At 53.3% G+C, this 26,114-nt stretch carries 19 protein-coding genes; 4 read left to right on the top strand and 15 right to left on the bottom strand.

Annotated elements, in window-relative coordinates:
- Positions 1-2: 2 nt before the first annotated feature.
- Together KUIN1_RS07075 and hmpA are read right to left on the bottom strand one after the other, a co-directional pair.
- A complete protein-coding gene (locus KUIN1_RS07075; RefSeq protein WP_116886810.1) occupies positions 3-1,187 on the bottom strand; it encodes a YbfB/YjiJ family MFS transporter in 1,185 nt (394 codons plus the stop codon).
- 231 nt (positions 1,188-1,418) lie between these two features.
- Entirely contained in the window at positions 1,419-2,606 is a 1,188-nt protein-coding gene (gene hmpA / locus KUIN1_RS07070) for an NO-inducible flavohemoprotein (protein WP_024660545.1), read from the bottom strand.
- Between the two features lie 129 nt (positions 2,607-2,735).
- Between hmpA and norR the strand changes: the two genes are divergently transcribed.
- Complete coding sequence (gene norR / locus KUIN1_RS07065) at positions 2,736-4,325, top strand: nitric oxide reductase transcriptional regulator NorR (RefSeq protein WP_024660544.1); 1,590 nt, start codon at positions 2,736-2,738, stop codon at positions 4,323-4,325.
- Between the two features lie 211 nt (positions 4,326-4,536).
- On the opposite strand, the gene KUIN1_RS07060 is transcribed toward norR, so the two are convergent.
- The 6 genes from KUIN1_RS07060 to KUIN1_RS07035 all read right to left on the bottom strand — a co-directional run bounded on the left by KUIN1_RS07060 (position 4,537) and on the right by KUIN1_RS07035 (position 14,073).
- Positions 4,537-4,719 carry a hypothetical protein gene (locus KUIN1_RS07060; protein WP_065349239.1) on the bottom strand — a complete coding sequence of 61 codons (183 nt, stop codon included), beginning with the start codon at positions 4,717-4,719 and terminating at the stop codon, positions 4,537-4,539.
- Positions 4,720-4,787: 68 nt separating this feature from the next.
- On the bottom strand, positions 4,788-9,647 hold the full coding sequence (locus KUIN1_RS07055; RefSeq protein WP_152091907.1) for a DEAD/DEAH box helicase: 4,860 nt from the start codon (positions 9,645-9,647) through the stop codon (positions 4,788-4,790).
- Between the two features lie 222 nt (positions 9,648-9,869).
- Complete coding sequence (locus tag KUIN1_RS07050) at positions 9,870-11,705, bottom strand: hypothetical protein (protein ID WP_152091906.1); 1,836 nt, start codon at positions 11,703-11,705, stop codon at positions 9,870-9,872.
- A gap of 2 nt (positions 11,706-11,707) precedes the next feature.
- Positions 11,708-12,214 carry an ABC-three component system middle component 2 gene (locus KUIN1_RS07045; RefSeq protein ID WP_197739788.1) on the bottom strand — a complete coding sequence of 169 codons (507 nt, stop codon included), beginning with the start codon at positions 12,212-12,214 and terminating at the stop codon, positions 11,708-11,710.
- On the bottom strand, positions 12,211-13,347 hold the full coding sequence (locus KUIN1_RS07040) for an ABC-three component system protein (RefSeq protein ID WP_152091904.1): 1,137 nt from the start codon (positions 13,345-13,347) through the stop codon (positions 12,211-12,213). Before KUIN1_RS07040 ends, KUIN1_RS07045 begins: the two co-directional genes overlap by 4 nt.
- Positions 13,348-13,701: 354 nt before the next feature.
- Entirely contained in the window at positions 13,702-14,073 is a 372-nt protein-coding gene (locus tag KUIN1_RS07035) for a plasmid mobilization protein (RefSeq protein WP_152091903.1), read from the bottom strand.
- Between the two features lie 907 nt (positions 14,074-14,980).
- On the opposite strand from KUIN1_RS07035, the gene trbJ reads away from it, so the two are divergent.
- The 3 genes from trbJ to KUIN1_RS07015 all read left to right on the top strand — a co-directional run bounded on the left by trbJ (position 14,981) and on the right by KUIN1_RS07015 (position 17,848).
- On the top strand, positions 14,981-15,712 hold the full coding sequence (gene trbJ / locus KUIN1_RS07025) for a P-type conjugative transfer protein TrbJ (protein ID WP_232060018.1): 732 nt from the start codon (positions 14,981-14,983) through the stop codon (positions 15,710-15,712).
- Between the two features lie 190 nt (positions 15,713-15,902).
- Positions 15,903-17,516, top strand: a complete 1,614-nt coding sequence (trbL, locus tag KUIN1_RS07020) for a P-type conjugative transfer protein TrbL (RefSeq protein WP_152091901.1) — start codon at positions 15,903-15,905, stop codon at positions 17,514-17,516.
- A gap of 2 nt (positions 17,517-17,518) precedes the next feature.
- On the top strand, positions 17,519-17,848 hold the full coding sequence (locus tag KUIN1_RS07015; protein WP_152091900.1) for a hypothetical protein: 330 nt from the start codon (positions 17,519-17,521) through the stop codon (positions 17,846-17,848).
- Between the two features lie 701 nt (positions 17,849-18,549).
- Here the strand turns inward: KUIN1_RS07015 and KUIN1_RS07010 are convergent.
- From KUIN1_RS07010 to KUIN1_RS06980, 7 genes are all read right to left on the bottom strand, one after another.
- Complete coding sequence (locus KUIN1_RS07010; RefSeq protein ID WP_044422432.1) at positions 18,550-19,302, bottom strand: hypothetical protein; 753 nt, start codon at positions 19,300-19,302, stop codon at positions 18,550-18,552.
- Positions 19,289-20,185, bottom strand: a complete 897-nt coding sequence (locus KUIN1_RS07005; protein WP_152091899.1) for a helicase RepA family protein — start codon at positions 20,183-20,185, stop codon at positions 19,289-19,291. The genes KUIN1_RS07010 and KUIN1_RS07005 overlap by 14 nt, the downstream gene beginning before the upstream one ends.
- Before the next feature lie 3 nt (positions 20,186-20,188).
- Positions 20,189-20,419, bottom strand: coding sequence for a helix-turn-helix transcriptional regulator (locus KUIN1_RS07000; RefSeq protein ID WP_172980038.1), 231 nt, complete (start codon positions 20,417-20,419; stop codon positions 20,189-20,191).
- 301 nt (positions 20,420-20,720) lie between these two features.
- Positions 20,721-21,929, bottom strand: a complete 1,209-nt coding sequence (locus KUIN1_RS06995; protein WP_152092432.1) for a tyrosine-type recombinase/integrase — start codon at positions 21,927-21,929, stop codon at positions 20,721-20,723.
- A gap of 307 nt (positions 21,930-22,236) precedes the next feature.
- Positions 22,237-23,814, bottom strand: coding sequence for a glutamine-hydrolyzing GMP synthase (gene guaA / locus KUIN1_RS06990; protein ID WP_004406449.1), 1,578 nt, complete (start codon positions 23,812-23,814; stop codon positions 22,237-22,239).
- A 123-nt stretch (positions 23,815-23,937) separates the two neighbouring features.
- Complete coding sequence (gene guaB, locus KUIN1_RS06985; protein WP_003314194.1) at positions 23,938-25,407, bottom strand: IMP dehydrogenase; 1,470 nt, start codon at positions 25,405-25,407, stop codon at positions 23,938-23,940.
- 94 nt (positions 25,408-25,501) lie between these two features.
- On the bottom strand, positions 25,502-26,050 hold the full coding sequence (locus KUIN1_RS06980; RefSeq protein WP_011266917.1) for a hypothetical protein: 549 nt from the start codon (positions 26,048-26,050) through the stop codon (positions 25,502-25,504).
- Between the last annotated feature and the right edge of the window lie 64 nt (positions 26,051-26,114).

Raw genomic sequence — 26,114 nt, 5'->3', positions numbered from 1 at the left:
CACTACCTGTCTGTCTGGAGTGGTGAAGGAAGTCGAACGGTCAGCAGTGTCGAGAGCAGCAGGCCAACGCCTGCGGCGATCAGCGAGGTGTTAAACGAGCCGCTGTATGCGAACAGGTAGCTCGCTAATAACGGCCCAATGATTTGGCCTATGCCATAGGCAGCAGTCATGACAGCGATAAGGTTGTGCTTAATAGTGTGTGAAACGCGTTTTGCGGCGGGCATGGCTATGGTTACGGTGCCCATGAATGTTCCGCCAACAATTAACGCGCTGCCCACGTATCCCACCTCGGTAGGTGATATAACTGGCAGAATGACGCCGAACGCTTGAAGCAGAAGGTTTGCACGGAGCGCAACGTGAGTGCCAAATCTCAGGTGAAGTGTGTGCCAGAGGTAGCAGGAGGGCGCGGCTCCAAGACCGAAAATAGCCCAGATGTGAACGGGGTTCATATCTCCAAAGGCGCTTTTCACCAGCATCGGAAGGTACGTCGCCGTAATAATGTAGCCAAAACCCGCCAACCCGTAGGCCGCAATTAAAGGCCATGCGCCTAACGCCATATGACGCCCAGGAGCATCACTGGCTGATGGGGCTATTAAATGGGTGGAGCGCTTATCCAGTTTCTTTATGGCAATGCCGCTTAGTACGGCGCTGCTCGCGCCCAGCGTAAGCCACAGACTAAAACTGTTAAGTCCGACGCCTTGAGCAATGGCCAGAATTTCTGCTGACAAGAAGATTCCTATGCCCACTCCTGAAAAGAGTATAGGGGCTCCCTCATGATGCCCCTTGTGCTGCAACAACCACTGCGATGCGGCGATCATGGACAGCGCACTGAAGAGCCCTGCCACGCCTCGAACGCTGATAATTAGCCAAGGCAGTGCGGTATAGGCCAGCGCAATCAGGCACCCCACGCTGGCGAGGATAGAGACCACTATCCACCTGCGTGAATGACCGCTTGATAAGCGCGCAGCCAGTAAAGCGCCTAACAAGTATCCGGCATAATTGGCTGACGCAGCCAAAGTGCCATCATGCAGGTTCACTATGCCCTCGTGAACCATCACAGGATAGACGCCGGTATAAGCAAAACGTCCAAAGCCCATGCCAATGGCCATTACCATGGCCGCAGCGACCGCAGACCATAGCAAGTTCTGGTTTTGATTATTTCGTGCCGGTAACGCCTGGTTATGCATCACTCTGGTCTCATTTATTGTCTTTGAGCCGAATCTGCCAAAGCAAATACGAACTCTTTAGCCACTGCCCTAGGCTCTGTACGAAAAGTCGGCGAGCGAAGGTCAGGCGAGGCAAAAACAGGCGAGGAAGCGGAGTCTACGTGTTGTAAATGAGCATTCCGAGCCTGTTTTTAACGAAGCATCACCGAGCGCAGCCACTTTTCGTACAGAGCCTAGAGTTGCCTTGCAACCTCACGCCAAGGCTTGCGCGGGACCGAAAAACTCATACCGGGCCTGTTTCTCTGGTACTCCCAGATCCTTTAAGGCCCGTTTCATGAATGCCATGAATGGTTTGGGTCCCAGGAAATAAACGTCGACATCGCGGTCAGCCGGCAGCCATTGTTCAAGGTGAGTGATTAAGGGAAAGCCAATGGCGTCTGGCGTGTAGACCTCATGATCGGCCCGCTCCGCATAGACGACACGAGCCTTGAACAGCGGGTAGCGTTGTTGCCAGCTTCGCAGGAGGTCTGAGAACGCATGCACCTGACCATTACGTGCATAGTGAATGAAGGTTACTGGTCGCTCCCCGGACTCCAGCGCTTGCTCGGCCATTGCCAACGTTGGCGTGATCCCGACGCCGCCGCTGATAAGTATCAGTGGCTTGATATGGTCGTTAAGCGTGAAATCCCCGGAAGGAGGAAACACATCGAGCGAGCTTCCCGCCTCCACATGATCGTGCAGATAGGTAGACGCGAGTCCCCCCAGCTCGCGCTTGACGCTGATTCGATATCGAACACCGTCAGCCTGCTCACTCAAAGAGTAGTTACGCCGCACTTCCTTACCATCGATCATGAGCCGTAGGCCGATGTACTGTCCGGCTTTATGCCGGATAACGGGCTGATGATCAGTGGGCGCAAGATAAAATGACGTAATTTCAGCGCTTTCGGCCACCTTTCTAAGGACTGTGAATTGACGGCCACCCCGCCAGCCGCCCGGTGCTGCAGCAATGGCGTCGTAGACACTCTGCTCACCGGCGATGAGGATATCTGCGAGCTGTTGATAGGCTGCGGCCCACGCTGCGATGACTTCATCTGTCGCGATTTCTGCGCCCAGCACCTCGCGGATAGCCTGCAAAAGGCAGGAGCCGACAATAGGGTAATGCTCGGGAAGGATCTGCAGCGCCACATGCTTGTTGATTATCTGGCTCGCCAGCCCGCCCAGGTTTTCGAGCCTGTCGATATTCCTGGCATACATCAGCACGCCGTTGGCAAGCGCGCGGGGCTGCGACCCGTTAGCTTGATGCGCCTCATTGAACAACGGACGCACTTCAGGGTGCGTGTCGAGCATGAGTTGATAAAAATAAGTGATCAGCGCTTCCCCTCCAGTTTCAAGCAGAGGCACAGTTGCTTTGATGATGTCGCGCTGGGTTGAGGTCAGCATGGTGGGCTCCAGAGGGTAGGAATCTATACCCTTGGTTAGAGCAACCGCCGTGCCAGGCATAAAAGCCTTGTAAAACAGCAAGCCGAAGGCGTATAGAGTCTTTATGACTGTGTTATTAAGACCTTATCCGTGAAAAAAGATGTCATTTCGACTCATCAACTGAATGCGTTGCATGCCCTTCTTCCGCTCTTGGGTGATTTAGCAGTAGAGCTGCCTGCAGAGCATCGTTACTACCGTGTTCTGAACGCATTGCGAGAGCTGGTCCCCTCGGATGCTGTGGCATTACTGCGCTTGGAGCAGGGCGAACTCATACCGGTTGCCGCGCATGGCTTGGCCAGTGACGCAATGGCCCGACGCTACCGCGTGGCAAGCAATCCGCGACTGGAGGCGATCATTGAAGCGCAGGGAGCCGTTCTGTTTCCACCGAACTGTGATCTTCCAGACCCCTATGACGGACTGATCGGTTCAAGCGCCTTGCCCGTACACGACTGCATGGGCTGCTCGTTGCGGATCAATGACAAAACCTGGGGGGTTCTGACACTGGACGCCCTGACCGTGGGGCAGTTCTCTGAGCAGGATCTTCAAACCGTCGAGACCTTTGCCATGTTCGCTGCGGCGACCGTCGTAGCGGCATCCCGATTTGATGATCTATTGCGCACCGTTGCCGGAGAACGGAAACGAGCAGAAGCGTACCGGCTCTCTGCACGCAGGCCCAAGCCTGAAATGATTGGGAACAGCGAAAGTTTCAGGCAACTCCTCTCTGAAATCGATCTGGTCGCTTCAAGCGACCTCACGGTTTTGATTACCGGCGAAACCGGAGTAGGTAAGGAACTGGTTGCCCAGCGGCTGCACGATCTCTCGACGCGAGCGGACAAACCGTTCATAACGGTCAATTGCGCCGCCCTTCCTGAGCACCTGATTGAAAGCGAGCTTTTCGGACACGTCAAAGGCGCCTTTTCGGGAGCCATCGAAAATCGGCTGGGTAAATTTGAAGTGGCCAGCACTGGCACACTATTTCTGGATGAGCTCGGCGAGCTGCCGTTGGCCGCGCAAGCCACCCTGCTTCGCGTACTTCAGGGTGGCCAGCTTCAGCGGGTCGGTTCAGACAAGCTCCATGTCGTCGATATTCGTTTGATTGCCGCCACCAACCGAGACCTGATTGAGGAAGTGCGTGCGGGTCGCTTTCGAGCAGACTTGTATCACCGACTAAGCGTCTACCCATTACGCGTCCCCTCTTTGAAAGAACGTCGGGACGACATCATGTTGCTCGCCGGAGCATTCGCGGAAGAAAACCGCTGGAGGATCGGCGTACCTTCGTTGCGATTTTCCGACTCTGCCCGCCAAGCATTAGTCGGCTACTCGTGGCCAGGGAATATCCGGGAACTGGAACACCTGATGGCGAGGGCCGCGCTGAAGGCAAAAAAAAGAGCGGCGTCTTTGCAAAGGCAGAGTGTTTTGTCGCTGGAATTGCAGGACCTTGACCTACTGGAATCGCCCTCCGAGAGGGTTGCGGAAAAATCAGGCTCTATCCTTGCACAGCAGATCCCGTCTCACGATTTCAAATCATCTGTCGACGGATACAAGAAAGCGATATTGGAAGAGGCTCTCAGGCTTTCAGAAGGCAATGTTTCTGCTGCAGCTAGAGGTCTTAATCTGGATCGCGCGAACCTGACTCGGCTCGCAGGTAGGCTGGGGGTGAGCATCTTGCGTGAAAAGTAATCACATCATTCTCAAAAAGAAAATCGGCCAGACCCAAAAAGCCAAAAGCCCGCAATTACGCGGGCTCCAGGGCATTTCTTGCTAGATCGTGCCGGACAATGCCGGACGTCCAATCATTCCCACTCTATTATCAATTAGTCTAGAAAACCCTTTAATAATGGGACTAAGCACGTATAAACCGTGACGATACCATGGAAAGTGCCATATTCTGCTAGTTTTTACGTTCGCCAGAGCGCGTACTTTTGATGGCTAGATCCGGTGAAAGCTGACGCCTCAAAATAGCCATCTCATCCTTGTCGCCAGTCCGACGCACCTCAGCAAGCAGCTCATCCGCGTAAGACGGATTCGCCTGGAAAAGCTTTGCCATTGCCTCATCATGACTGCGGTCTTTCATTGCTTGCCCTGTTTCAACGTAAAAGTTTGATGATCCGAGCCAGCTCTAGCTGGCATCAGAGGCTCAGCTCAAATATCCAAGGGAGGTAACGCTCTCACGATATCCATCGTCTTAACGCTGACAGTCACAATGCGCTGGAAGAGCTCTAGCGGATATTTAGAATTGCGCATTGTTTCAGTCGACCAGTCATTGGCATCATTGACGATTCCACTGACCTTATCAGCTCGAACAGACTGTCGCTCCATAACCCACTCTAACGCTGGACGGCCGTTGACCATATAATCCCAAGCGGTCTCCGGAATACCCTTTATTGTGATCCTATGATTATAGAGCACAGTCGTCTTATCGCCTTTTTTTGCAGGCTTCATTTTATTTACGCGATAATCTGCAGTTGATAGGCCTCCACTAATCTCGATGAGCAAAGGATAAAGTTCAACAGACTCATAATTTAGATGCAGGCCTGCCAAATCCCTTCCAGCCGTACTATACCTCCAAAAATCAACGACGCTTTTGACTTTTGGAATGCGAGGCAATTCCTTGCTCAAATTGTCTGCATAACGCTCGCGATAGTCTGGAGAATGTAGGATTCCATAGACGTAATAAAACACATCTTCTTTTGTTATTTTTTCACCTGGATAAGCCAATAAGAAATGCTCTAGACCTCTCCCAGTGATAGCACTGGACCGACCTTGCTCAGTAACATCTTCCGTCTTAAAAAGTCCGTCATCCGCAGAAGATATTTCTTCCTTGTGAAGATACATAGGATAGCATTGAGCACCCGCAACCAAATGCAAGTTAGGCACATAGTTTGTAACAAGAGCAGTAAACCCTTTCGTCTCACCTGTCCCCGTGACACAGATAACTATGTTCTCGCGCTCATTTCTGGGAAAATATCGCGGCATCAAGTGACGCGTCCAATTCCAGCTTTTATTTGCGTAGACCCATTCCTTAGAGAAAGGCCTATACATAGAAATCACAAAATCCTCTTCTTTAACGACGTGAAATCTTTCTTTTTTAAAATCACCAACAATATCAGAAGTCCATTTTATCTTCGTCTTATCCCGAGATAAAAAACCTTCAACTTCGTCCTTGCTTAGCCCCAACAGCTTGAATCTCGAGAGCTCAGAATTATAGAAGGAAATCATGCTAGATACATTCTCAACCAACTTACTTCTTGAACAATTATATGTCCACTCATCGCGATTTGTTTTAATGCCCATTGAGTAAGAGCCAAAAATGCAATCGTCACCCTTACCCTCTTTAGCCCCGATGCAAATATGGCTAGAGAAGCTTTCATCCCTCTGACCTAACCAGTCACCATGATCGTTTGGTGTAATTTCTTGCCACTCGCTCACATTCTCAATGCTAATCAAGTTGGAAATTTTTTCAAGCTTCTCTTCTCGACTGAGGTATTCGCCAATATCGTGGAAAAATATTTCGCCATGACTACCTTTCGTTGGATTTTTTACTAAGAAGGAGATAGCAATTGGCGCACGACTACCGCCGCCAAAAATCTTTCCGCCTTCTTTACGCGACCGCTCACCCGACGTGTACTGGTTACCTCGCAGGTGAAATACATAAATACTAGAAAACTCTTCAGCTAAGCATTTGCGAAGTCCGTCTGTTGTATTTGCTTCAACCCAGCCAGCATTCGTAACAAAGCCAATAATTCCTGCATCCCCAACGCGATCACTAGCCCAACGGATAGCCCTGATGTAAGAGTCATAAATCTTGCTCTTACCCATTTTCTTAGATGACTTATTGACATACGTATCAGATATACGAGCATCTAAAGACGGATACTCAACATTCTTATTATTTTCATCATCCTTATCTCCAGAAGAGTAAGGTGGGTTGCCGACAATGACCCTAATATCCAACATTTTCTGGCGCTTACGGCGCGCACTATTATCTTCCAGAAGCCCACTTACCAGATCATCCCTTTCATACATTTGAAAAGTATCAGTAAGACAGATCCCCTCGAACGGAGTATAGGGAACTAAGGCTTCATCATGATATGTTGCCTCAATATTTATGGCAGCAATATAATAGGCAAGCAACACCAGCTCATTGGCATGAATTTCGTGACGGTACTTATGGGTCAATTTATCCGGACCAATCAAGCCAGACTGGATAAGGCGCGTAATAAACGTCCCAGTACCTGTGAAGGGGTCTATAATATGCACCCCTTCAGCACCCAAATCTTGACCAAATTCTTTCTTAAGCAAATGATTGACGCTGTGGAGAATGAAATCTACAACCTCAACTGGAGTATAAACAATACCCAATCTTTTCGCTAAATTTGGGAACGCACCATTGAAGAACTTATCATAGAGCTCTTTGATAACCCGTTGCTTACCTTCAGAATTATTAATACCTGAGGCGCGCAACCTAACGGTACTATAGAACTTCTCTAGTGTATCAGCTTCTTTTTCAAGATTATGTTCATGAAGCGCGTCTAACACCCCCTGCATAGCTTTAGACATAGGATTATTACTAGCAAAACTATACTCCTCAAACAACGCGTCGAACACCGGCTTAGTTATCAAATGCTGGGCTAACATTTCAATAATTTCACCATCGGTGATACTGTCGTTCAAGTCGTCGCGCAGCTCGGCAGCAAAATTTGCGAATGCAGCCTTCTCTTTGCCATATTCCGGATTTTCCAGAATACCCTGAATGCGGTCAATGTGAGTACGGGCAATCTTGGCGATATCACCAGCCCACTCCTCCCAGTGGTGGCGGTTGCCGCACTTGTCGACGATCTTGGCGTAGATAGCCTTCTCGATTTCACCCACTTCATAGGCCAGCTCTGCCTGCTGGGTCAGCTGCCCGGGAGCATCATTGTTCTTGCTACCAATGCCGTACTGGCCTTTGCCTGCTTTTCCGTTGCTTGTGCCGGAAGATTTCTTGGCCTTCTTCTCGGCCTTGTCGGTAATGGCGATGACTTCCATCTTGCGCGGGTCTGAACCGATCAGGTCGAGCTTGTTAACCATGGCGTCGAAGCTGTCATCGTGCGAGCGTAGCGCTTGAAGTACCTGCCAGACCACCTTGTAAGTCTGGTTGTCGTTTAGCGCTTCGTGAGGTTCCATGCCTGCCGGGATAACCACCGGCAGCACAACATAGCCACGTTTTTTACCCGGAGCGTTACGCATCACGCGCCCAACAGACTGCACCACGTCTACTTGGGAGTTACGCGGAGTGAGGAAAAGTACGGCGTCCAAAGCCGGCACATCCACGCCCTCAGACAAACAGCGAACGTTGCTGAGGATACGGCAGGTATTGGCCGGTGCCTCAGCCTTCAGCCACTTCAGCTTGGCTTCCTTCTGGCTAGCATTCATGCCACCATCAACGTGCTCGGCTTCGCAGGTAAGCCGCACGGCCTCTTCGATTTCCTCCGAGTCCTGATAAGCCTCCACTACCGACTGGAACATGTCGGCAATGTTGACGGAACTGACCTTGTGCTTGGCGCCCTTGTAGTTGGGTGAAATGACCTGACAAAAGGCGACAGCGCGCTTCATTGGCTCATCATCACCGATCAGCTGGTCATGCAACCCTTGCTTTGACAACGCCTTCCAACAACCAACGATCTTGGCTGCATCATCGACCTTGAGCTGGTTGTTCTCGTCCTTCAGAAGCTCTTGCAAACGACGGCTGATAACACTCTCCTCAACCGTCAGCACCAACACTTTGTAGTCCGTGAGCAATCCACGCTGGACAGCCTCGGAGAAGTTAATGACGAACAACTCCTTACCGTACAGGGCTTCGTCATCCATCGAGCAGAGCGTGACTTCGCCGGACTCAGCCTTGACCTTAGCGATGTCACCGTAGATGCGTGGCGTGGCGGTCATATACAAGCGCTTAGCGGCGCATATATCGGCACCATCGTGAATCCGCACGAAATTGCTTTCGTCATCATCACCGAAGGTCGCGCCTGTAGTGCGGTGTGCTTCGTCGCAGATCACTAGATCGAAGTCAGCCAAGCCATGCTCATGCTGGGCACGACTGATCACGTCGATTGAGTGATAGGTGGAGAACACCACGCTCATGTGCTCAGCGTCATGGCGCTTGAGCACTTCCGCAGCCAGACGATCTGCCTTCGTCGTCGCCGGGTAGCGCAGCTCATGAGTGAAAACCTGCACCGCGTCGTCATCAGTTTTGCGTTTCTTCCCTACATCACTGTCAGAGCAGACTGCAAAGCTGTGCAGCGGGTTTTCACTCTCCTGCGTCCACTCTGTGAGCGTCTGGGATAGCAGCGACAGGCTGGGCACCAAAAAAAGTACTCGTTTGCCCTTGCCGGCCAGACGCTCAGCGATCTTTAGACTCGTGAACGTTTTGCCAGTGCCGCAAGCCATAATCAGCTTGCCGCGCTCAGCATCTTTGAGGCCCGCCTCCACAGCATTCAATGCAGTCTGCTGGTGCTCTCGCAGCTGCTTCTTGGTTTTAAGCGTGACCACTTTGCTGGACTGGTACCTTGCCCAGTCAATCTGACTGTCCTCCAAAGCTTGAAGATCAATCTTACTCACCGGGGGCTGCTGCCCCTGCAATGCGTCCTCGGCGTGCTCGCTCCAGTTATTGGTGGTGGTCACAATGACACGATATGTGAAAGGCGCTTTGCCTGAAGCAGTGAAGAAACTATCGATGTCCTTTTTCTGGACTTTGTAGTCCTCGGCGTACAGCTTGCACTGGATAGCGTGGTACTCGTTGGTGCCTTGGGTCTTAGCCACCAGATCGATACCCGCATCCTTGCCACTAAGGCCCCTTTCTTTGGCCCAATCCGCGTACGTCCATACCTGGTCGTAGAGGTCGCGGTAAGTGGCCTCGTTGCGCAGGTAGGCACAGATCAGTTCTTCAAAATAGGTGCCTTTCTCGCGTTCGGTAACAGAAGCAACGCGATAAGCGTTGAGCAGCACGGCAAGGGCCGACATATGGCGCATTTCCTTATGGGGAAGCTAGCAAGAGAGCGTGAAAAAAGTGGAGCATTCTATCAAGCGAAACCGACGGAAGCAGCTGTAAAGATGAGGTACCGGCTAGCCGGAAAAATACGGTCACCGGACAGAATGTAGAACTCCAGATCGTTCAGGCTTGCCCCGATTGGTAACGCATACCCAGTCATTTCGACGTTTCGCGCCGTACTTAGCGCACATGATTCACGCGGCCGGAATGAAGCCTTTACGATCGGTCGAGGAACCGGTGTCTCCCGCAAACCAATAATATGTCAGGTCATTCGCCACGTCGGCCGGCGGCTCTTTATTCTCTACAATGATGACCTGGACCCCGGGATCAATCGCCGTGAGCGAACGCCAGAAGGCGGACTCCATACCCGCATCGATTGGCCCATCTTTGGCTCCACCGGGTTTTCCTTTTTTATAGCTCGTCAGAGGAGAGTCAATAACGACGACACCCGGATGAGGCAAATCATTGATTTTGCAGAAGCGCAGTAGCCCGATTGTGAACGCGGTGTGCAGAACCGCCCGGACGCCTTTACCATGGGATTGCCGAGACTGGCCATCTACTATGATGTCGAACTCTTTTTGGTCAAACTCAACACGTCCTTCACCCTTCCATTCCCATTCCGTTAGGACGGCCTCTATCTCCTTGCAGAGTAATCTGAGAGCTGTAGAAGGTAGTGCCTCCCAAGTGCTCTTGCCGGGCTTATCGTCGAACATACGTTCAATTTCATCTCTCATCAGCCGCAGTGTGCCCGCCTGATCCTCATCAGCTTTTAGCCTCTCAAGCTCTATCCGGCGGGCCACCAATACTTCGAGGCGCACCGCCGTTTGTTGAAGAGCTGGAGATATAACGTCCACAGTTCTCTGATCGGTTAGCGCAAGCGCATCCTTGGATGAGATCACTTCAGATAATCTAGCGCTCCGGATACTCTCAAGGCTCTTAATAGCTAAGGCGAGGTCGCCGCGCTGACCAAGAATCTTGGAAGCCTCTGCTCTTGCGGACTCATAGATATTTCTCACGGAATCTTGCGTAGTATGAGCGTGACCGGTAGTCATTGGCTGTTCGCACAATGGGCAAGTTATTTCTTGTAAGCCATCAAAAAAATGAGCACCTTCTGTGACGAAATCAAGGCGTTGCAAATCGGAGTTATATCGATCTTCAAGTAAATGGTACCGAGCCAAGAGCTCGTCAGCTGCCACCACCTGAGACTCTGCCCGGTTCAGCGATCGAGTTTTTTCTGTACGCTCAGCCTGCAACTTGGCACGTTCGCCGGTTATTTCGAAATGCGAGGCAGACAGCTCGGCTATCGCAAACTCGACCTTTTCGATGGAGTCTTGATCTGCCATCGGGCCCTGCTGAATCCGATGCTCTAGTGGTTCAAGGAGCCCGGTAATCAGACCAAGCTGCGCTGTAAGCCTCGCTTGGGCAATCTCGGACTTCTCGGCCGCGATTACGCCTGCGTCATCTTTACCTGTGAGCATATGGGCGAACATGCGCTTACGCGGGGTCTCATCAAAGCCGCCCTTCCCTAAAACCGGTGACCTTTCGTCGATAATGGCGATCTCGTCGACAAGTAAGACTGGGAGGTATTGCCTTATAGTAAGGCGCTGCACTTCCCCTCGATCATTTTTGCGAAGAACAGCCTCACTTAAGCCTGCGAACTGGAACAGTACCTCAGTAATATCTCGGGCCTTACTTTTGCCTTTTCGCTTCGGCTTTAGCGGTTTTCCAGCGCCTTGGATATCTTCGATAAGGCAGGTATGTGATGCAAGATTACCGCCAGACAAATGGCGCTCTAGCGTTAAAACGCCGCCAACTTTGTTCTCAAACTGAACATATAACTTTGAATAAGGCTCTGCTACTGGAATTCGCTTCTTCATCTCATCGGCGCCGAAAATATAGTCTAGGCACCTAAGCAGATAACTCTTACCTGTATCGGACTCACCAGCTACGATGTTTCCGCCGGGTAAAAATTTAATTGAGGCATCCGGGACACCTTCGCCTCTAAGAACTATTTGTCGGAGCTGCAACATCTTCAGAGCTCCAATTCATTTAGGGCGGACAACCGTTCGAACTCGCCACCCCAGCGGCCAACATTTTCATTCATATATTTTTCAAGCTCGCCGTCTGAATACATTCCAAAATGCTCAATAACCCAGCTAGAGCGCTCACGCAACGCCAACGCGTACGACGTTCTCATCAGTGCTAGAAAAGCCGACGTCAGGGTCGTGGCACGGTATAGGATGCCTGTAGCATCAAAGGTTTTAAGGAGTAGCTCTCGAGAGCACATTTGATTAAGTCCCGCATGGACAAGATCTCTTTTTACGAGGAACTCGCTACCTCGAAAAGGAACTGCGGGGTGAAGGCTTTCCGGACCGCCGACAACATCACCAGAGTGCACTAGCAAGTAGTCGTAGGAGATCAAACGTTGAAGGTCTGTGTCTTGCCCAGTGCTAGCTTCTAGCAAAAACAACATCCGCAGGCCACATTCGAGCGGGCTATTGAATGGGCGAACCGGCGTCAACTCCGAATTATAAGTCATGATGAGCACCATTCCACTCGACCATCGTTTGCCATTTGATGGCACATTCCCTCACGATCATTTGGTACAACATGTGGCTTCAATACATGATCGCTGAGTTGAAGAGACTGCGCGCCCTTCACTGTGTCCACCACGCGGTCGAGGCCGACACGGCCTTCGTCAGAATAGTAATGATAAAGACCGTCGCAGAATTCGCCGAGTAGCGTGTCAAAGTAGGACATATCGGCCATTTGATCGCGAGCAAGTTCCTTTAAGCCTTCGGCCGAATAGAAAGCCATTCTGGAGCGTTCAAAGAGAGCGGATAGCTTTGTGTCATGATTGAAGTGGCCAGTATTGGTCACTTCAATTCCAAGTTTCTGACTTATTGCCTTGTAAAGTTGGGCAATGTAGACCGCTTCAAGAGGAGCCACTGACGACGGCGGTTTTTGTGGTAAAGGTCGATCGATTAAAGGAGCTCCAAATACGGCGAGATGATAACGTGTCTGTGCATGCTCTGATATGAGATCAAGCGGCTGCTTTGCGCGAAAAATGCTGAAATCAAACGCTTCAATATGCGCTTTGAGCATTGGAGTGAGCTCGACCTTCTTCTTTGTAGTTATCTTATTCTGGCAATACTTATCCCAATTCGTGAGAAGGCCTGCTCTTAATTTTTCGGGATAGTCAAAAAGATCCTGCAACGATGACGTCACACCTTTGTGCGTAACAAACCAATACTCCGCCAGTGAAGAGTAGTCATCGACGTAAGTGTAGTATAGAACCTTCCCAATTTCCTCGTAAGCAGAGCTTGCCCCTAGCGCGGTGGCGTAATGTTTACATTGATACAGATGCCAACGGCGTGGAACTGCGCTCGGTGGATCGAACCAAACGATGACGTCTCGCCCTTTATCACCGGCGCCTCCGCGAAGCTGGACTTCGTAAACACCCGGCACTCTTGCCTTTAGGTAGTCGTTCCCCCATTCGAGTACGAAGCGCTCGAATTGGCTATCATCGAAGCTTGCGAGTCGATCAAGCTTGGAAACAGGCAGACCTGCGCCGAGACCTAGAAGCCGGGCGTTTGCTCCTGGCCACGGTGTTGGACTAGGAAGGGCGGTCCTTTGGGCACCTGTAGGTACGGTCGTTTTACTCTCGCTCACACTTACCTCCCTGGCGAACAACCTATCCCCTAGATTGTAGGCATGTCCTTATCCACGAATTAGTCAAGGTTTGACCCCATATGAGCGTAACAACGCAATACAACTGGCTTTTGCGCGCTGGTGCTCTTTAGCCCAACCACGTAACCACGAGCAGTACTTCGTCGTTGGTCGGATAGTAGCGCCCCATATGGCATCAGGCTACTGTGACACGTAAGGTCCGGTGCTGCCTTAGAAATTACGCTTTTCGAACGTGTCAGATGCAGACTGAACTGGTTCACACTACGGGCGAGGGTCTGTCGGCAATTTCTCGACCAAGAGCATATCGGATCGCTACAGATATAAGCAAAAACGGGCTCACTTATGAATTTTGACGATCAATCCCATTTTTTCTCGAACTGTGACCTGTAGTTCCCGGAAATCGACCATCAATGCATCCACATCAATGGCGCTAGCCCCTTCTCCTCGCTTCTCTGCCAGCCAGAGTTTCAGCAGGCCAGCCACCCGCCCAAGGTCACCATTGACCTTGGCCAAGTCAGCGACTGCGACCAGATCAACAACCGACCGGATCGGAGTGTTCAAACCAAGGGCGCGAAGGTAGCCAGAACGGGACATGCCTGCCTCGTTAGCACGCTCAGTAATTGCCTCTTTTTCCTCATCAGTGACCCAAACCTCTATCGGCTTGCCGCGTCGGCGAGCCGTTGTTTTTTCTTTGGTGCTGCCTGTCATGGGTGCTCCTGTTGTTGCTGTGTTTTTGCTCTTAGACGCGGCAGCGGCTGTGCGCCTCGCAGAGCAAGATACGTTGAGCCGAAGGCGAATAAGTGGCAGTGGTGGATGGGTACGGGCTTGCCCGTACCCGTACAACACATATCTTGCCGTCTAACTCCGTGCGTTTCCATGCGTTCGAATCGATCAATATCCATCGGAGCCCCGAAACAGAGGGCTAAACGCATAAGGACGCATTGAAGCGCATACCAGCGCACTTTGTGTGTCGCAAAGAAGCTAATAGGCGCATAGAAACGCACCCAGACGCGTAACAGCGCAGTTTTTAACTAGGGCGGATTCCGTTACGGCCTACTTGCTCAATGCGCAAAACAGAGACAGAAGGCGTGCATGATATGAACCAAGTAAAGGACGATGGGCACCAAAGAAAAAAAGTGGCGAGCAAATCACTCCCCCTACCCATCCTGTCCAAGAGGCTAAGGGAGTCAAACCAAGACCACACCAGCGGCCGCCCGAAAACCGGCGAAAAATACCCCGGATTTCAGCGCGATCCACATCGCGGCAATCCCATCTAGCTTTTGGCTAAACCTTTTAGCTGCAAAGCCCACTTCAGTAGGTTTTATTTCTGTCCCGAAACAAATGTTTGCGGGACACATTTTTTCTTGCGGTTCTTGAGCAGAAAACTCCTGACAGATCAACGATATGGCATTTTTTTTCGTCCCGAAACTAGACGTTTGCGGGAATTAACATACTGATTTTTAAAGATAAATTTTAACAAACATCACTGGAATGCTCTGGAAATATAGGGCAATAATCGAATCTTGAACTATGACAAAACGAGGTATTCGTTGTGAATGCAGAATCGCTAAAGCCGCCGATTTCATTAGCTCGAAAATCCAGAAGATGCACTGCAATGATTTTAGCAATGATAAGCACAAGCCTTAATGTGGGTCTCTACTTGGCATCGTCTCCCGCCTACGCAATTTACTGCTCGAACTGCTCGACGTTTTATCAACAGATGTTCGAGTACGCCGAAGCAGTCAACACGTCGCTGAACACTGCCGAGCAGCTACAGACGCAGATTCAGCAGTATCAAAACATGGTCACTCAGGGCACGGGTTTGCCCAATTCCATGTTTGGCAGCATCGCGGCCGATCTTAAAAATGTGGCCAACATCTACAACCGGTCGCAGTCCCTAGGCCGCCAGATCCAGAATATGGACTCTCAGTTCAACACCGCTTTTCCTGGCTTTCAGTCATACCTAAATCAAGCTGCGAACTCTGCGGAAGTACCGGCGCGTGAGCGCTATCAGAAGTGGTCAGAGCAAAACCGCGACAGCGTAAAAGCGGCCCTTGAAGCTGCCAATCTCAACACCAGCACTTTCGAGTCTGAGGATACCCAGCTCGATCACATGGTGGCTCGCTCACAGTCAGCCGTGGGCCGGATGCAAGCCATTCAGGCAGGCAACGAGATAGCGTCTCAGAACGTGCAGCAGTTGCAAAAACTGCGCGATCTACTGGCCACGCAAATAAATATGCAAGGTAACTATATGGCTCAGCAGGGCGACCGAAAGGCTGCTAGCGAAGCCGCCGAGCAGAAGTTCGAGGCTCGTAGAAATAACTGGGGGCCCTCCGAGGATTTCTAACTATGTTCATATCTAAAAACCTGATCGCTGGGTTATGTATCGTCTCTGCTCTTAGTGGTGCTGTTCTGTCCGGATTCATTGTTTCTATCCGCACAGATTGCGGTGCTACTGATCGTTCGATGCAATTAGACACGGATAAAAACTTTGAAGCCCGGAAAAACAATTGGGGCCCGTCTGAGGATTTCTAACTATGCAACGCTCAGCATTTCTACCACTCATTAGTGCAATACTCTTGCTTTCAGCCGGTAGCGCGATGGCAGCAGGAGATGTAACTCAAAGCAATGAAATGAACGGACTTTTGCGGATGCTCTATCAAGCTGCAAGTGAATGGTCACCACGACTACAGGGTTATGCACTCAAATTACTGGCGTCTCTCGCTCTCATCCAATTGGTTTGGACGTTCATGCCTTTAGTGATGAAACAAGTTGACTTAGGCGAAGTTGTCGGCGAGCTGATCCGCTTCTTCATGGTCATTGGTTTTTTCTACGCAGTCATTGAGCATTCCGTGCCATGGGCAACAGCCGTAGTGGACAGTTTCCGAGAAGCGGCAGGCACAGCTAGCGGTTTGGGTCGTGCGCTTCAGCCCGGTGATATGTTCGCGGTGGCCGTCAACTTCTCACGTACCATTGTGGAAGGAATTTCACTTTTCTCTCCGGGTAAAGCAGTCCTTATCGCGCTTGTTGGCTGTTTGGTTTTATTGTGCTTCGCCTTTATCGCGGCATTCATGTTTGTGACGCTTGTAGAGTCGTACGTCATAATCAATGCCTCCGTGCTGTTCTTCGGTTTCGGCGGTTCGCAATGGACTCGCGATTTTGCAATTGCACCACTCCGTTTCGTTGTTGCAGTAGGTGCCAAGCTGTTCGTCTTAACATTGATCGTAGGAATTATTGTCACGTCGGCTAAGTCCTGGTTAGCGGCTTATACCAATGACGAAGCATCTCTGATGACATTGGCAGGTTTGGCTCTCGTATGCGCCTACCTGACCAAGACTATTCCCGAACTGATTGGCGGGATGATCAGCGGCACGTCAATGGGCGGAGGCTCGACCATCGGCGGAATGGCAGCGGCTGGCGCAGCCGGTGCTGCTGCCGCAGTCGCCACCATCGCCACGGCCGGTGCCGCTGCGCCCGCCGCCGCTGGTGCGCTTGGCGCTGCCGGTGGTGGTGGTGCAAGTGCTGCAGGGGCTGCCGGTAGCGGAGGATTGGCTGGCGCTATCAACTCCAGCTTTGCCGGTGCGGCAAACTCCGGCACCGGTGCGGTAGCGTCAACAGCCAATGCCGCATCCTCTGGAGTGGGTGCTAGCACTGGTGGCGGCGCAGCCCTCAAGGGCTCTACATCAGCGGGCTCGAGCGTAGGGGGCAGTACGGCTAATACGAGGCCTAGCCCTGCCCAGCAATCTAACAGCGGCGTACAGCAGGCCGCTAAGCAGGCTGGAAAGGCAATCCAAGACAACGACGACAAAGACAAACAGCAAGAGACACCAAAAAGGGGTACTGAAGGCTTGGGAAATGCCCTTTCTCAAACAGCGAATGGAGGTGCAAAGGTGCTTGGGGTGATGGCTTCAATGGCTGTACCGGGCATGGAGAATGCGCATGGCCTGTCCCTTGGTGCTGGATCAACCCCACCTTCAAATAGCGAGGTCAATTCGGCCCCGATAAACGGCGGTGGAGATTTAGCCGCTGATTCCGAGCAGGGGGATTCAAACGTGATCCGTCCAGCCTCAGACGCAAGCCCTACTAATGGTCGCCTAGCCTCGCTGAGTGTGCCATGTACGGCCTCCAACAACGAAAAAACGGGGAAATAATCATGATGGGCTTTCTGATGTTCGCTGGATTCGTAGTATTCGCTTTTACGTTCGGCATCGGCATGTGGGCGCTCGGCCGATGGCTGCGTAGCAAGGGCTACGGGCCGCAACTCGATAGGCTGGATCGCCAGTACACGGCCTTGCAGCTTCGCGTAAGCCCGCTCGCTCTATCGGCTTCGTATCGCCTATTTGCCGGGGCACAGGCTATGAATCGACTACCTTTGCTGGGCAGCAAGAATAACGCAGCCCTGAATCAGCAGGCGTTGATGGCCATCCAGGCAGCGCAGGCAGCGCAGGAAGCACAGAAGCAAGAGAAGCCAAGTAAGCGGTGATCGCTGACCAGCCCCACACAACCCCGCCTCAGTGCGGGGTTGTGTTTTCCAAACGCAGCCTCTCCTGACTTATGTCCAATTCTGGAAGGATAGGGGGACACCTCCACTATCAACGCGGACACGACGCCGACCACCCTAGCTGCTCGATTCTGGCTACGAACACTTCGCCCCTTCCGCGGCTGCGCGGCCGTGGACGACGCTTCGCGTTGACGCACCGGCCTTGCGGGCTACTCGCGATAATTCATGCCGGGGGCTACACCCGACTACTCCGGACAAACACACGGGGGCTTCGTCATTAGTAATACGCACGGACTTGTGCCACCTCATCGGGCTGTAATACGCACGAACTCGTCTCAACTCCGTCCATCACACCCACTGTAAGGCCTTGCGCTCCGTTCTGAGCGTTCTTGGGACTATGCGCACTCACAGCAATCACCGCACGCTTAAAAAGCGTTTTTGACGGCTCCTGGGGCATTCTGACAAGCCCAAAGGGATCGGAAAGCCCCAAGCTCTTACTTTTTGGTGCCCAACGGCCGCAGGCCGACCGGCAAGGCCGGACCGCGCCTAAAGCGCGGGCTGCGCCGCGCAGGGACTGAATATCCTGAATATCCTGTTAACTCCGGGCGGGTGTGCGACGTTTCGGGCGGGTGCGCGACGCTATCGGGCGGGTATGCGACGCTATCGGGCGGGTGTGCGACGCCTTAAGCGTTGCGAGAAACTTTTATCCTCACCCTGTTGCCGTCGATAGTCAGGCCTAACGCCTTCAATTTATCCGTGTCTTCCCTTAGCCTGAATCGTGCATCACGCATTGCCTTACTTGGCACAGTACCTGCGACGGCCGCGATAAGGGTGTCGAGATACCAACCGCCTGTCGGCTCTACTTTGTGGCTCAAAACGTGCCGAGCTACCGCTTGGCTGATGCCATGCTGGAGGCGGGCAATAGGGGCCGGATCGTAGAACAAACTCAAGTCATGCTCTAGCAGCATAACTAGTGCTACACCAAGGCGCACCCGCCATAGATTACGCTGCCCCCCAGTTAGGGGATCAGGTCGTGTCTTGGACGAAGGGATAACGTGGTCGATCAATCCGCCGATTATTGGGAAATCAAATTGGGGCGTTTCAATCGTGATCGTTGCGGCGCGCAGCTCCACAAACAATTTCTCAATCTGTGTGAAGCTATAACGGCTGTCGGAAATTGTTTTTCTAACTTGAGCGGGATCTACCAGAAGCTCCGCACCGCCATCTGAAACAGGGCGTTGCCGTTCTGCGCAATACAAGACTGCTTCAACAGTATCGGCGTGTCTCTGGCCTAGTCTACCTACCACGCGACAACGCCCAAATGATGTATCGATCCAATCGCCTTGGCGATGCTGCGGGCGCTGGCTGGGCTGATAAAGCCTCACTCGGGCCAGTGCGGTAGTACTGGTGGGGACCACGGCGTTACCACCGCTCATCGTCATTCCCACTTACGACGTGCAGAGCGCGTTCCTTCTTCACCGCCTCCAACTCCACCGGCACAAGCACGCCACCGTCGTGGCGCTTGTACCATTGATCGAGCGGTGTGGCATCGTAGTTCTGTTTGCTAACACCAAAACGAACAAAGAACTTCCGGTGGTCTTCCCCGATAGGCTGTCGGTCATAAACGCGTTCAGTATGGTTCCGCGCTTCTTTTTCAGTCATTTTGGCGACAAAACCGCACCATCGAGGATTATCGACAAGAGCCGATGCACCACGTACTGCCTGCTGCTGATCGGCCTGCCCGTCGCGAGCACTGCCCTTGCTGACATGGTGCAGATAAAGCAGTGACGCTCCTGTAATGGCCGCGATTTCCTCAAGCTTAGCGACAAGCTGAGCCATCTCACCGTTGCTATTCTCATCAAGGGTGTGAATACGACTCAATGTATCCAGAACGATCAGTCGAGCGCCTTCGCATTGCTCGACTACCTCGGCACTCTTACTTTCATCCATCACGTCCATTAGTTTTCCCATGATCGGCATGACCATTAGGTTTTCTATGATGGCTTCGCGAGCTTCCTGCTCAAGGTGTTTGCCGATAGAGTGAATCCGCCCAATCAGAGCTGGCTCAGGGTCTTCTCCCGCGTAATAGACGACGCGACCAGCTTTCGCAGGTGCAAGCCCTACTAAGTCACCACCGGCTGCTCTGCTTTCAACGGTTGCGGCACAGGCAACGGACATTGCGGCTTCCAACGCCCAAAAGCTCTTGCCCGTGGCTCCGGGAGCTACCAAGGCTCCTACCGTCCCAGCAAGGAAGCCCGGCCAAATGAAGTCCAGAGTGGGCGGTTCGTTCTCGAACGCAGCCCGCAAATCAATCGCCACAATTCAGGCCCCCATTCCTGGACGGTGTGCCTTGCCGAACTCCTTACAGCTATCAATCCATGCCTCGATCTCCGCCAAATCCCACACGACTTTACGGCTGCTCAAAGCGATGCGTCGCGGGAACTTCCCTTGTTTTTCAAAGTTGTAAATCGTGCGTTCGCACAACGGGATTATCGCCAGCAATTGCTTCTTACTGATGAGGACGCCAACCGCTTTTTTTGATTCTTTCTTCACACCGAACTCCTCGTTTTGTCGCATTTCGAGGTTCGATTATTGCCCCATATTTCCAGAGCATTCCAGCGATATTTATCAGGGAATCCCCTTTTAAATCAGCATGTTAATTCCCACAAACGTCTGGTTTCGGGACAAAAAACAATGCCATATAGTTGTTCTGTCAGGAGTTTTCTCCTCAGAAGCCACGAGAAAATATGTGTCCCACAAACGATAGTTTCGGGAAAGAAAAAACCCACGAATGTGGGTTTTTTGATAGAACAAAATAGATCAGTTCCCGCTTATCCAATTACAAAAAACGAAATCAACTCTCTGAGCGCGTTCTTCTGCGCGTCCACTCATCAATCATATCCGCCCAATCCTGCAACATTGCCCGACGCTGATCACGATATTCAGCTTTGTTGTAGACGGCCCGTACGCCCTTCTGCTCGTGCGCGAGGCACTTCTCAATCCAGTCTGAGTTGTACCCCGCTTCATGCAGCAGCGTACTCGCTGTGCGCCTCAAATCATGTGGTCCGAACTTACTCAGTGGCTGCCCCTCTTTCTGCGCGAGCCGATAGGTAAGCGTCAGAACCTGATTGATCGTCGCGGTACTCATCGGCAAATCAGAATCGTACCGGGAGGGGAAGACGTAATCTGAACCGCCGGCAAACGTCTTCAATGCAATGAAGAAATCCAAAGCCTGCTGAGATAAGAACACCAAATGGGGGTTGCGGCGCTTCATCCGCTCTTTCGGAATGATCCACAAGGCCTCGCTGAAATTGATCTCGCTCCAAGTAGCGTTGGTCAACTCACTTTTGCGGACCATGGTCAGCAACAACAGCTTAGCGGCGACCCTAACGGACGAGGCGGTGCCGATGCGGTCTAGGTACTGATACATCAACGCGATTTCGTCAGGCCCTAAAGCGCGGTCACGTGGCTCAAATCTCGCGATGCTCGCAGGGCGCACCAGATCAGCCGGGTTCTCGACCTTCTGACCACGCTCAATCGCCCATCTAAACACCTGCATCACGATCTCGCGGGAGTGCACGGCCGTGGCTGGAGCTCCACGCTCCACGATTGCATCAGTCAGCGTTCGCAGGTCCTCATGATTAATTTCCACCAGCTTCTGATTACCGAAGTGCGGCTTTAGCTCGCGCTCGTAAACCGATCGGCGCATGTCACGCGTCGAGTCAGCCATCTGATACCCACGCAGCCATTTCTCAGCCCACGCATCAAACGTCTCTGCCCCTTTGGTGCGAGCCTTTGCACGGGCTTTCTCTTTGGCAGGTGACTTACCCGCCGAAACCATCTTTTTAGCCTCGCCCAGGCGCTCTCTGGCTTCCGCAAGTGTAATGCCACCCACGCCATAACGACCGAACGTGATGGTCTCCTGACGGCCATTGATTGAGTAGTTGTAACGAAATGAGATGGAACCGGCAGCAGTGACGGCCACGTACAGCCCGTCGCGGTCGTTCACCTTGTAGAGTTTTTCTTGCGGTTTGAGGTTACGCAGCTTGGTATCGGTCAGCATGGTAGTTACGGATTCCATGGAAAAAATACCATGCTCAGAAAAGCACTCATGCACCACGATAAAACCCAATGAAACCGGGCTGATGATGAGATTTGATACCATGCCCACCTCTACTAGGGCGACATGGTATCAAGCACCAAGCATGGCATTTGGCTCAGTCAATGCCGCGTACCATGCCACAGAAACAAGGTGCTTGGCGATGCATGAAGATGCCTGAGTTTGCCAGACCCAAAAAGCCAAAAGCCCGCAATCACGCGGGCTCCAGGGCAGTTTCGATTGCAGGTACCGGCAAATCCCGGCAACCCAATCATTCCCACTCAATCGTAGCCGGCGGCTTGCTCGACACGTCGTAAGTCACCCGCGAAATCCCTTCGATCTCGTTGATGATCCGGCCGCTCACTGTCTCCAGAAGCTCATAAGGCAGGTGTGCCCAACGAGCAGTCATGAAGTCGATGGTTTCCACCGCACGCAGCGCAACGACCCAGGCGTAGCGGCGGCCGTCGCCGACGACGCCGACTGATTTGACCGGCTGGAACACTACGAATGCCTGGCTAACCTTGTGGTACCAGTCGGCCTTGCGCAGTTCTTCGATGAAGATGTGGTCGGCACGACGCAGGAGGTCGGCGTATTCCTTCTTCACTTCGCCGAGGATGCGCACGCCCAGGCCTGGGCCTGGGAATGGGTGGCGGTAGACCATGTCGTAGGGCAGGCCGAGTTCAAGGCCCAGGCGGCGGACTTCGTCCTTGAACAGTTCGCGCAGTGGCTCGACCAGCTTGAGGTTCATTTCTTCCGGCAGGCCGCCCACGTTGTGGTGCGACTTGATGACGTGGGCCTTGCCGCTTTTCGCGCCAGCCGACTCGATGACGTCGGGGTAGATGGTGCCTTGCGCCAGGTACTTGATGTTGTCCAGCTTGCAGGACTCGGCATCGAACACGTCGATAAAGGTGCGGCCGATGATCTTGCGCTTTTTCTCTGGATCGCTCTCGCCTGCCAGGTTGTTCAGGAACTGCTCTTCGGCGTTGGCGCGGATCACCTTGACGCCCATGTTCTCGGCGAACATGGCCATCACCTGCTCGCCTTCGTGCAGGCGCAGCAGGCCGTTGTCGACGAATACGCAGGTCAGTTGATCGCCGATGGCCTTGTGCAGCAGCGCCGCGACCACGGAGGAGTCAACGCCGCCGGACAGGCCCAGCAACACGTTGTCAGTACCGACCTGAGCGCGAACCTGAGCGATGGCGTCTTCAGCAATCTTCGAAGGGGTCCACAGTGCTTCACAGCCGCAGATGTCGAGGATGAAGCGCGACAGGATGCGACCGCCCTGCTTGGTGTGGGTCACTTCCGGGTGGAACTGCACGCCGTAGTAACCGCGAGCGTCGTCAGCCATACCGGCAATCGGGCAGCTCGGGGTGCTGGCCAGAATGTGGAAGTTTTCCGGCAGTTTGGTGACCTTGTCACCGTGACTCATCCATACGTCGAGGCCAAACAGGCCGTCGGCGTCGATATGGTCTTCGATACCATCGAGCAGACGGCTTTTGCCAACTACGTCAACGCGAGCGTAGCCGAACTCGCGCAACTCGGAACCGGCAACCTTGCCGCCCAACTGCTCGGCCATGGTCTGCATACCGTAGCAGATACCGAAAACCGGCACACCCAGGTCAAATACCGCTTGCGGGCAGCGCGGGCTGTCGGCTTCGTGTACGGACTCGGGGCCGCCGGCGAGGATCACGCCTTTTGGAGCGAATTCGCGAATCGCTTCGTCGTCCATGTCAAACGGATGCAGCTCGCAATACACGCCGATTTCGCGCACGCGGCGGGCGATCAGCTGGGTGTACTGGGAACCGAAGTCGAGGATCAGGATACGGTGGGCGTGAATGTCGAGGGCCATGGAAACTCTCTGAGCAGCTGCAAGCTATACGCTGCAAGCGGCAAGTTGTCGGAATCAATGCGGTAGTTACATGTGCGTAACTACCGCTTGTAGCTGATTGCTTGGGGCTTGAAGCTGGAGGCTTTAGCCGACGCGATAGTTCGGCGCTTCCTTGGTGATCTGCACGTCATGGACGTGGGACTCAGCCATACCAGCACCGGTGATGCGAACGAACTCTGGCTTGGTGCGCATCTGCTCGATATCGGCACTGCCGGTGTAACCCATGGAGGAACGCAGGCCGCCCATCAACTGATGGATGATGGCCGACAACGGACCTTTATAGGCCACACGGCCTTCGATACCTTCCGGCACCAGCTTTTCGGCACCTGCGGACGAATCCTGGAAGTAGCGATCGGACGAGCCTTGTGCCTGGGACATCGCACCCAGCGAACCCATGCCGCGATAGGCCTTGTAGGAACGGCCCTGGAACAGTTCGATCTCGCCTGGCGCTTCTTCAGTACCGGCGAACATCGAGCCCATCATCACACAGGAGGCGCCAGCCACGATGGCCTTGGACAGGTCACCGGAGAAGCGGATACCGCCGTCGGCGATCATCGGCACGCCAGTGCCTTCAAGGGCAGCGGAGACGTTGGCGATGGCGCTGATCTGCGGCACGCCGACACCGGCAACGATACGCGTGGTGCAGATGGAGCCCGGGCCGATACCGACCTTGACTGCATCGGCGCCTGCGGCAACCAGTGCCCTGGCTGCTTCGCCAGTGGCGATGTTGCCGCCGATGACCTGCACCTGAGGGAAGTTTTCCTTGACCCAGCGGACGCGGTCGATCACGCCTTTGGAGTGACCGTGAGCGGTGTCGACGACAACAACGTCAACGCCAGCCGCGACCAGTGCGGTGACGCGCTCGCCGGTGTCCTTGCCGGTACCGACTGCAGCGCCGACACGCAGGCGAGCCTGATCGTCCTTGCTGGCCAGCGGGTAAGCCTTGGCTTTTTCGATGTCCTTGACGGTCATCATGCCCTTGAGCGCGAAATTGGCATCCACGATCAGGACTTTTTCAAGACGGTGCTTGTGCAGCAGTTCGCGCACTTCGTTCTTGTCGGCGCCTTCGCGCACGGTGACCAGACGCTCTTTGGGCGTCATCACTTCGCGGACAGGGACATCAAGACGGTTTTCGAAGCGTACGTCGCGGGACGTCACGATGCCGACCAGGTCGCCATTGTGCAGGACCGGTACGCCGGAAATGTTGTGCATGCGGGTGAGTTCGAACAGATCGCGAACAGTGGCGTCGGCTTCGATCGTGATCGGGTCCTTGACGACACCGGCCTCGAACTTCTTGACCTTGCGCACTTCGGCAGCTTGCTGCTCGATGGTCATGTTCTTGTGGATGATACCGATACCGCCTTCCTGGGCCATGGCAATTGCCAGACGGGCCTCGGTGACTGTATCCATTGCAGCAGAGACCAAAGGTATATTCAGCTCGATGCCACGGGTCAAACGGGTTTTCAGACTGACTTCGTTAGGGAGTACCTCGGAATAACCGGGCACAAGGAGAATGTCGTCGAATGTAAGGGCTTCTTGACTGATACGCAGCATCGCGGGGGCTCCCGGGCGGGAAATTGGAAGCGCGCCATTATACCCACAGACCCCGCCCGGCTCAATGTAAACCTCAGCCTATTATCAAAGCTGTTTATAGACGCACATTAACGCAGGAGACCGGGCGATCCAGACGTTCGGCGAAGTCATCCAGAAAGGTCTGCGTGAACGACGCATCCAGCCAGTTATTGAAGATGAAACCGAGGTTGGAAAACCCGCAGGCGTCGAGAAAAAGAAAGCCGTTGATGTCATCTTCGTGGCGGCATTCGGGGCAGGTGAAATTATCGGTGTGACCGGGCATCCAGTCTTCCAGGCTGTCGAACAGCGCCTCCCCCACTTCGCGGCGACACTCCGGGCAACCGGCCTCTTCGGCAAAGTCGTTCAGCGGGGTATAGATGCAGCGCTTGGTGACGATTTCCAGGCCGTTGACGACCTGCCCGAACGGCAACGCATCGGGATTCTTCACCACCCGCTTCGCTCCCGATGCCACCGCGTAGGCCATCTTGTTATAGGTGCGTCCGCAGGTGGTCAGCTCCGGCTCGACCACATCGAGCTTGACCAGCCAGCGCAGAATGAGCCGCGCCCTGGCCTCGTGCCCGGGAAAGGTAGAGATTTGCGGGACGATGATGCTTTGGGTGTTCATAACGGAGCGTCGCTTAAAGCTGTTCGAGGCCGCAGCTTAATGGGCTGGCCATTCAGGTCAAGAA

Source organism: Pseudomonas sp. KUIN-1 (assembly GCF_009176725.1).
Classification (GTDB): domain Bacteria; phylum Pseudomonadota; class Gammaproteobacteria; order Pseudomonadales; family Pseudomonadaceae; genus Aquipseudomonas; species Aquipseudomonas fragariae.
This window is presented reverse-complemented; position numbering and strand designations above follow the sequence as displayed.

Bases quoted from the DNA above. Each gene is read 5' to 3' on its own strand.
- KUIN1_RS07055 (WP_152091907.1), bottom strand. From the start codon at position 9,647: ATGTCGGCCCTTGCCGTGCTGCTCAACGCTTATCGCGTTGCTTCTGTT.
- hmpA (WP_024660545.1), bottom strand. From the start codon at position 2,606: ATGCTGACCTCAACCCAGCGCGACATCATCAAAGCAACTGTGCCTCTG.
- guaB (WP_003314194.1), bottom strand. From the start codon at position 25,407: ATGCTGCGTATCAGTCAAGAAGCCCTTACATTCGACGACATTCTCCTT.
- KUIN1_RS07035 (WP_152091903.1), bottom strand. From the start codon at position 14,073: ATGACAGGCAGCACCAAAGAAAAAACAACGGCTCGCCGACGCGGCAAG.
- KUIN1_RS07010 (WP_044422432.1), bottom strand. From the start codon at position 19,302: ATGAGCGGTGGTAACGCCGTGGTCCCCACCAGTACTACCGCACTGGCC.
- KUIN1_RS07045 (WP_197739788.1), bottom strand. From the start codon at position 12,214: ATGACTTATAATTCGGAGTTGACGCCGGTTCGCCCATTCAATAGCCCG.
- KUIN1_RS06980 (WP_011266917.1), bottom strand. From the start codon at position 26,050: ATGAACACCCAAAGCATCATCGTCCCGCAAATCTCTACCTTTCCCGGG.
- KUIN1_RS07060 (WP_065349239.1), bottom strand. From the start codon at position 4,719: ATGAAAGACCGCAGTCATGATGAGGCAATGGCAAAGCTTTTCCAGGCG.
- trbJ (WP_232060018.1), top strand. From the start codon at position 14,981: ATGATTTTAGCAATGATAAGCACAAGCCTTAATGTGGGTCTCTACTTG.
- KUIN1_RS07050 (WP_152091906.1), bottom strand. From the start codon at position 11,705: ATGTTGCAGCTCCGACAAATAGTTCTTAGAGGCGAAGGTGTCCCGGAT.
- KUIN1_RS07075 (WP_116886810.1), bottom strand. From the start codon at position 1,187: ATGCATAACCAGGCGTTACCGGCACGAAATAATCAAAACCAGAACTTG.
- KUIN1_RS06995 (WP_152092432.1), bottom strand. From the start codon at position 21,929: ATGCTGACCGATACCAAGCTGCGTAACCTCAAACCGCAAGAAAAACTC.
- KUIN1_RS07015 (WP_152091900.1), top strand. From the start codon at position 17,519: ATGATGGGCTTTCTGATGTTCGCTGGATTCGTAGTATTCGCTTTTACG.
- trbL (WP_152091901.1), top strand. From the start codon at position 15,903: ATGCAACGCTCAGCATTTCTACCACTCATTAGTGCAATACTCTTGCTT.
- guaA (WP_004406449.1), bottom strand. From the start codon at position 23,814: ATGGCCCTCGACATTCACGCCCACCGTATCCTGATCCTCGACTTCGGT.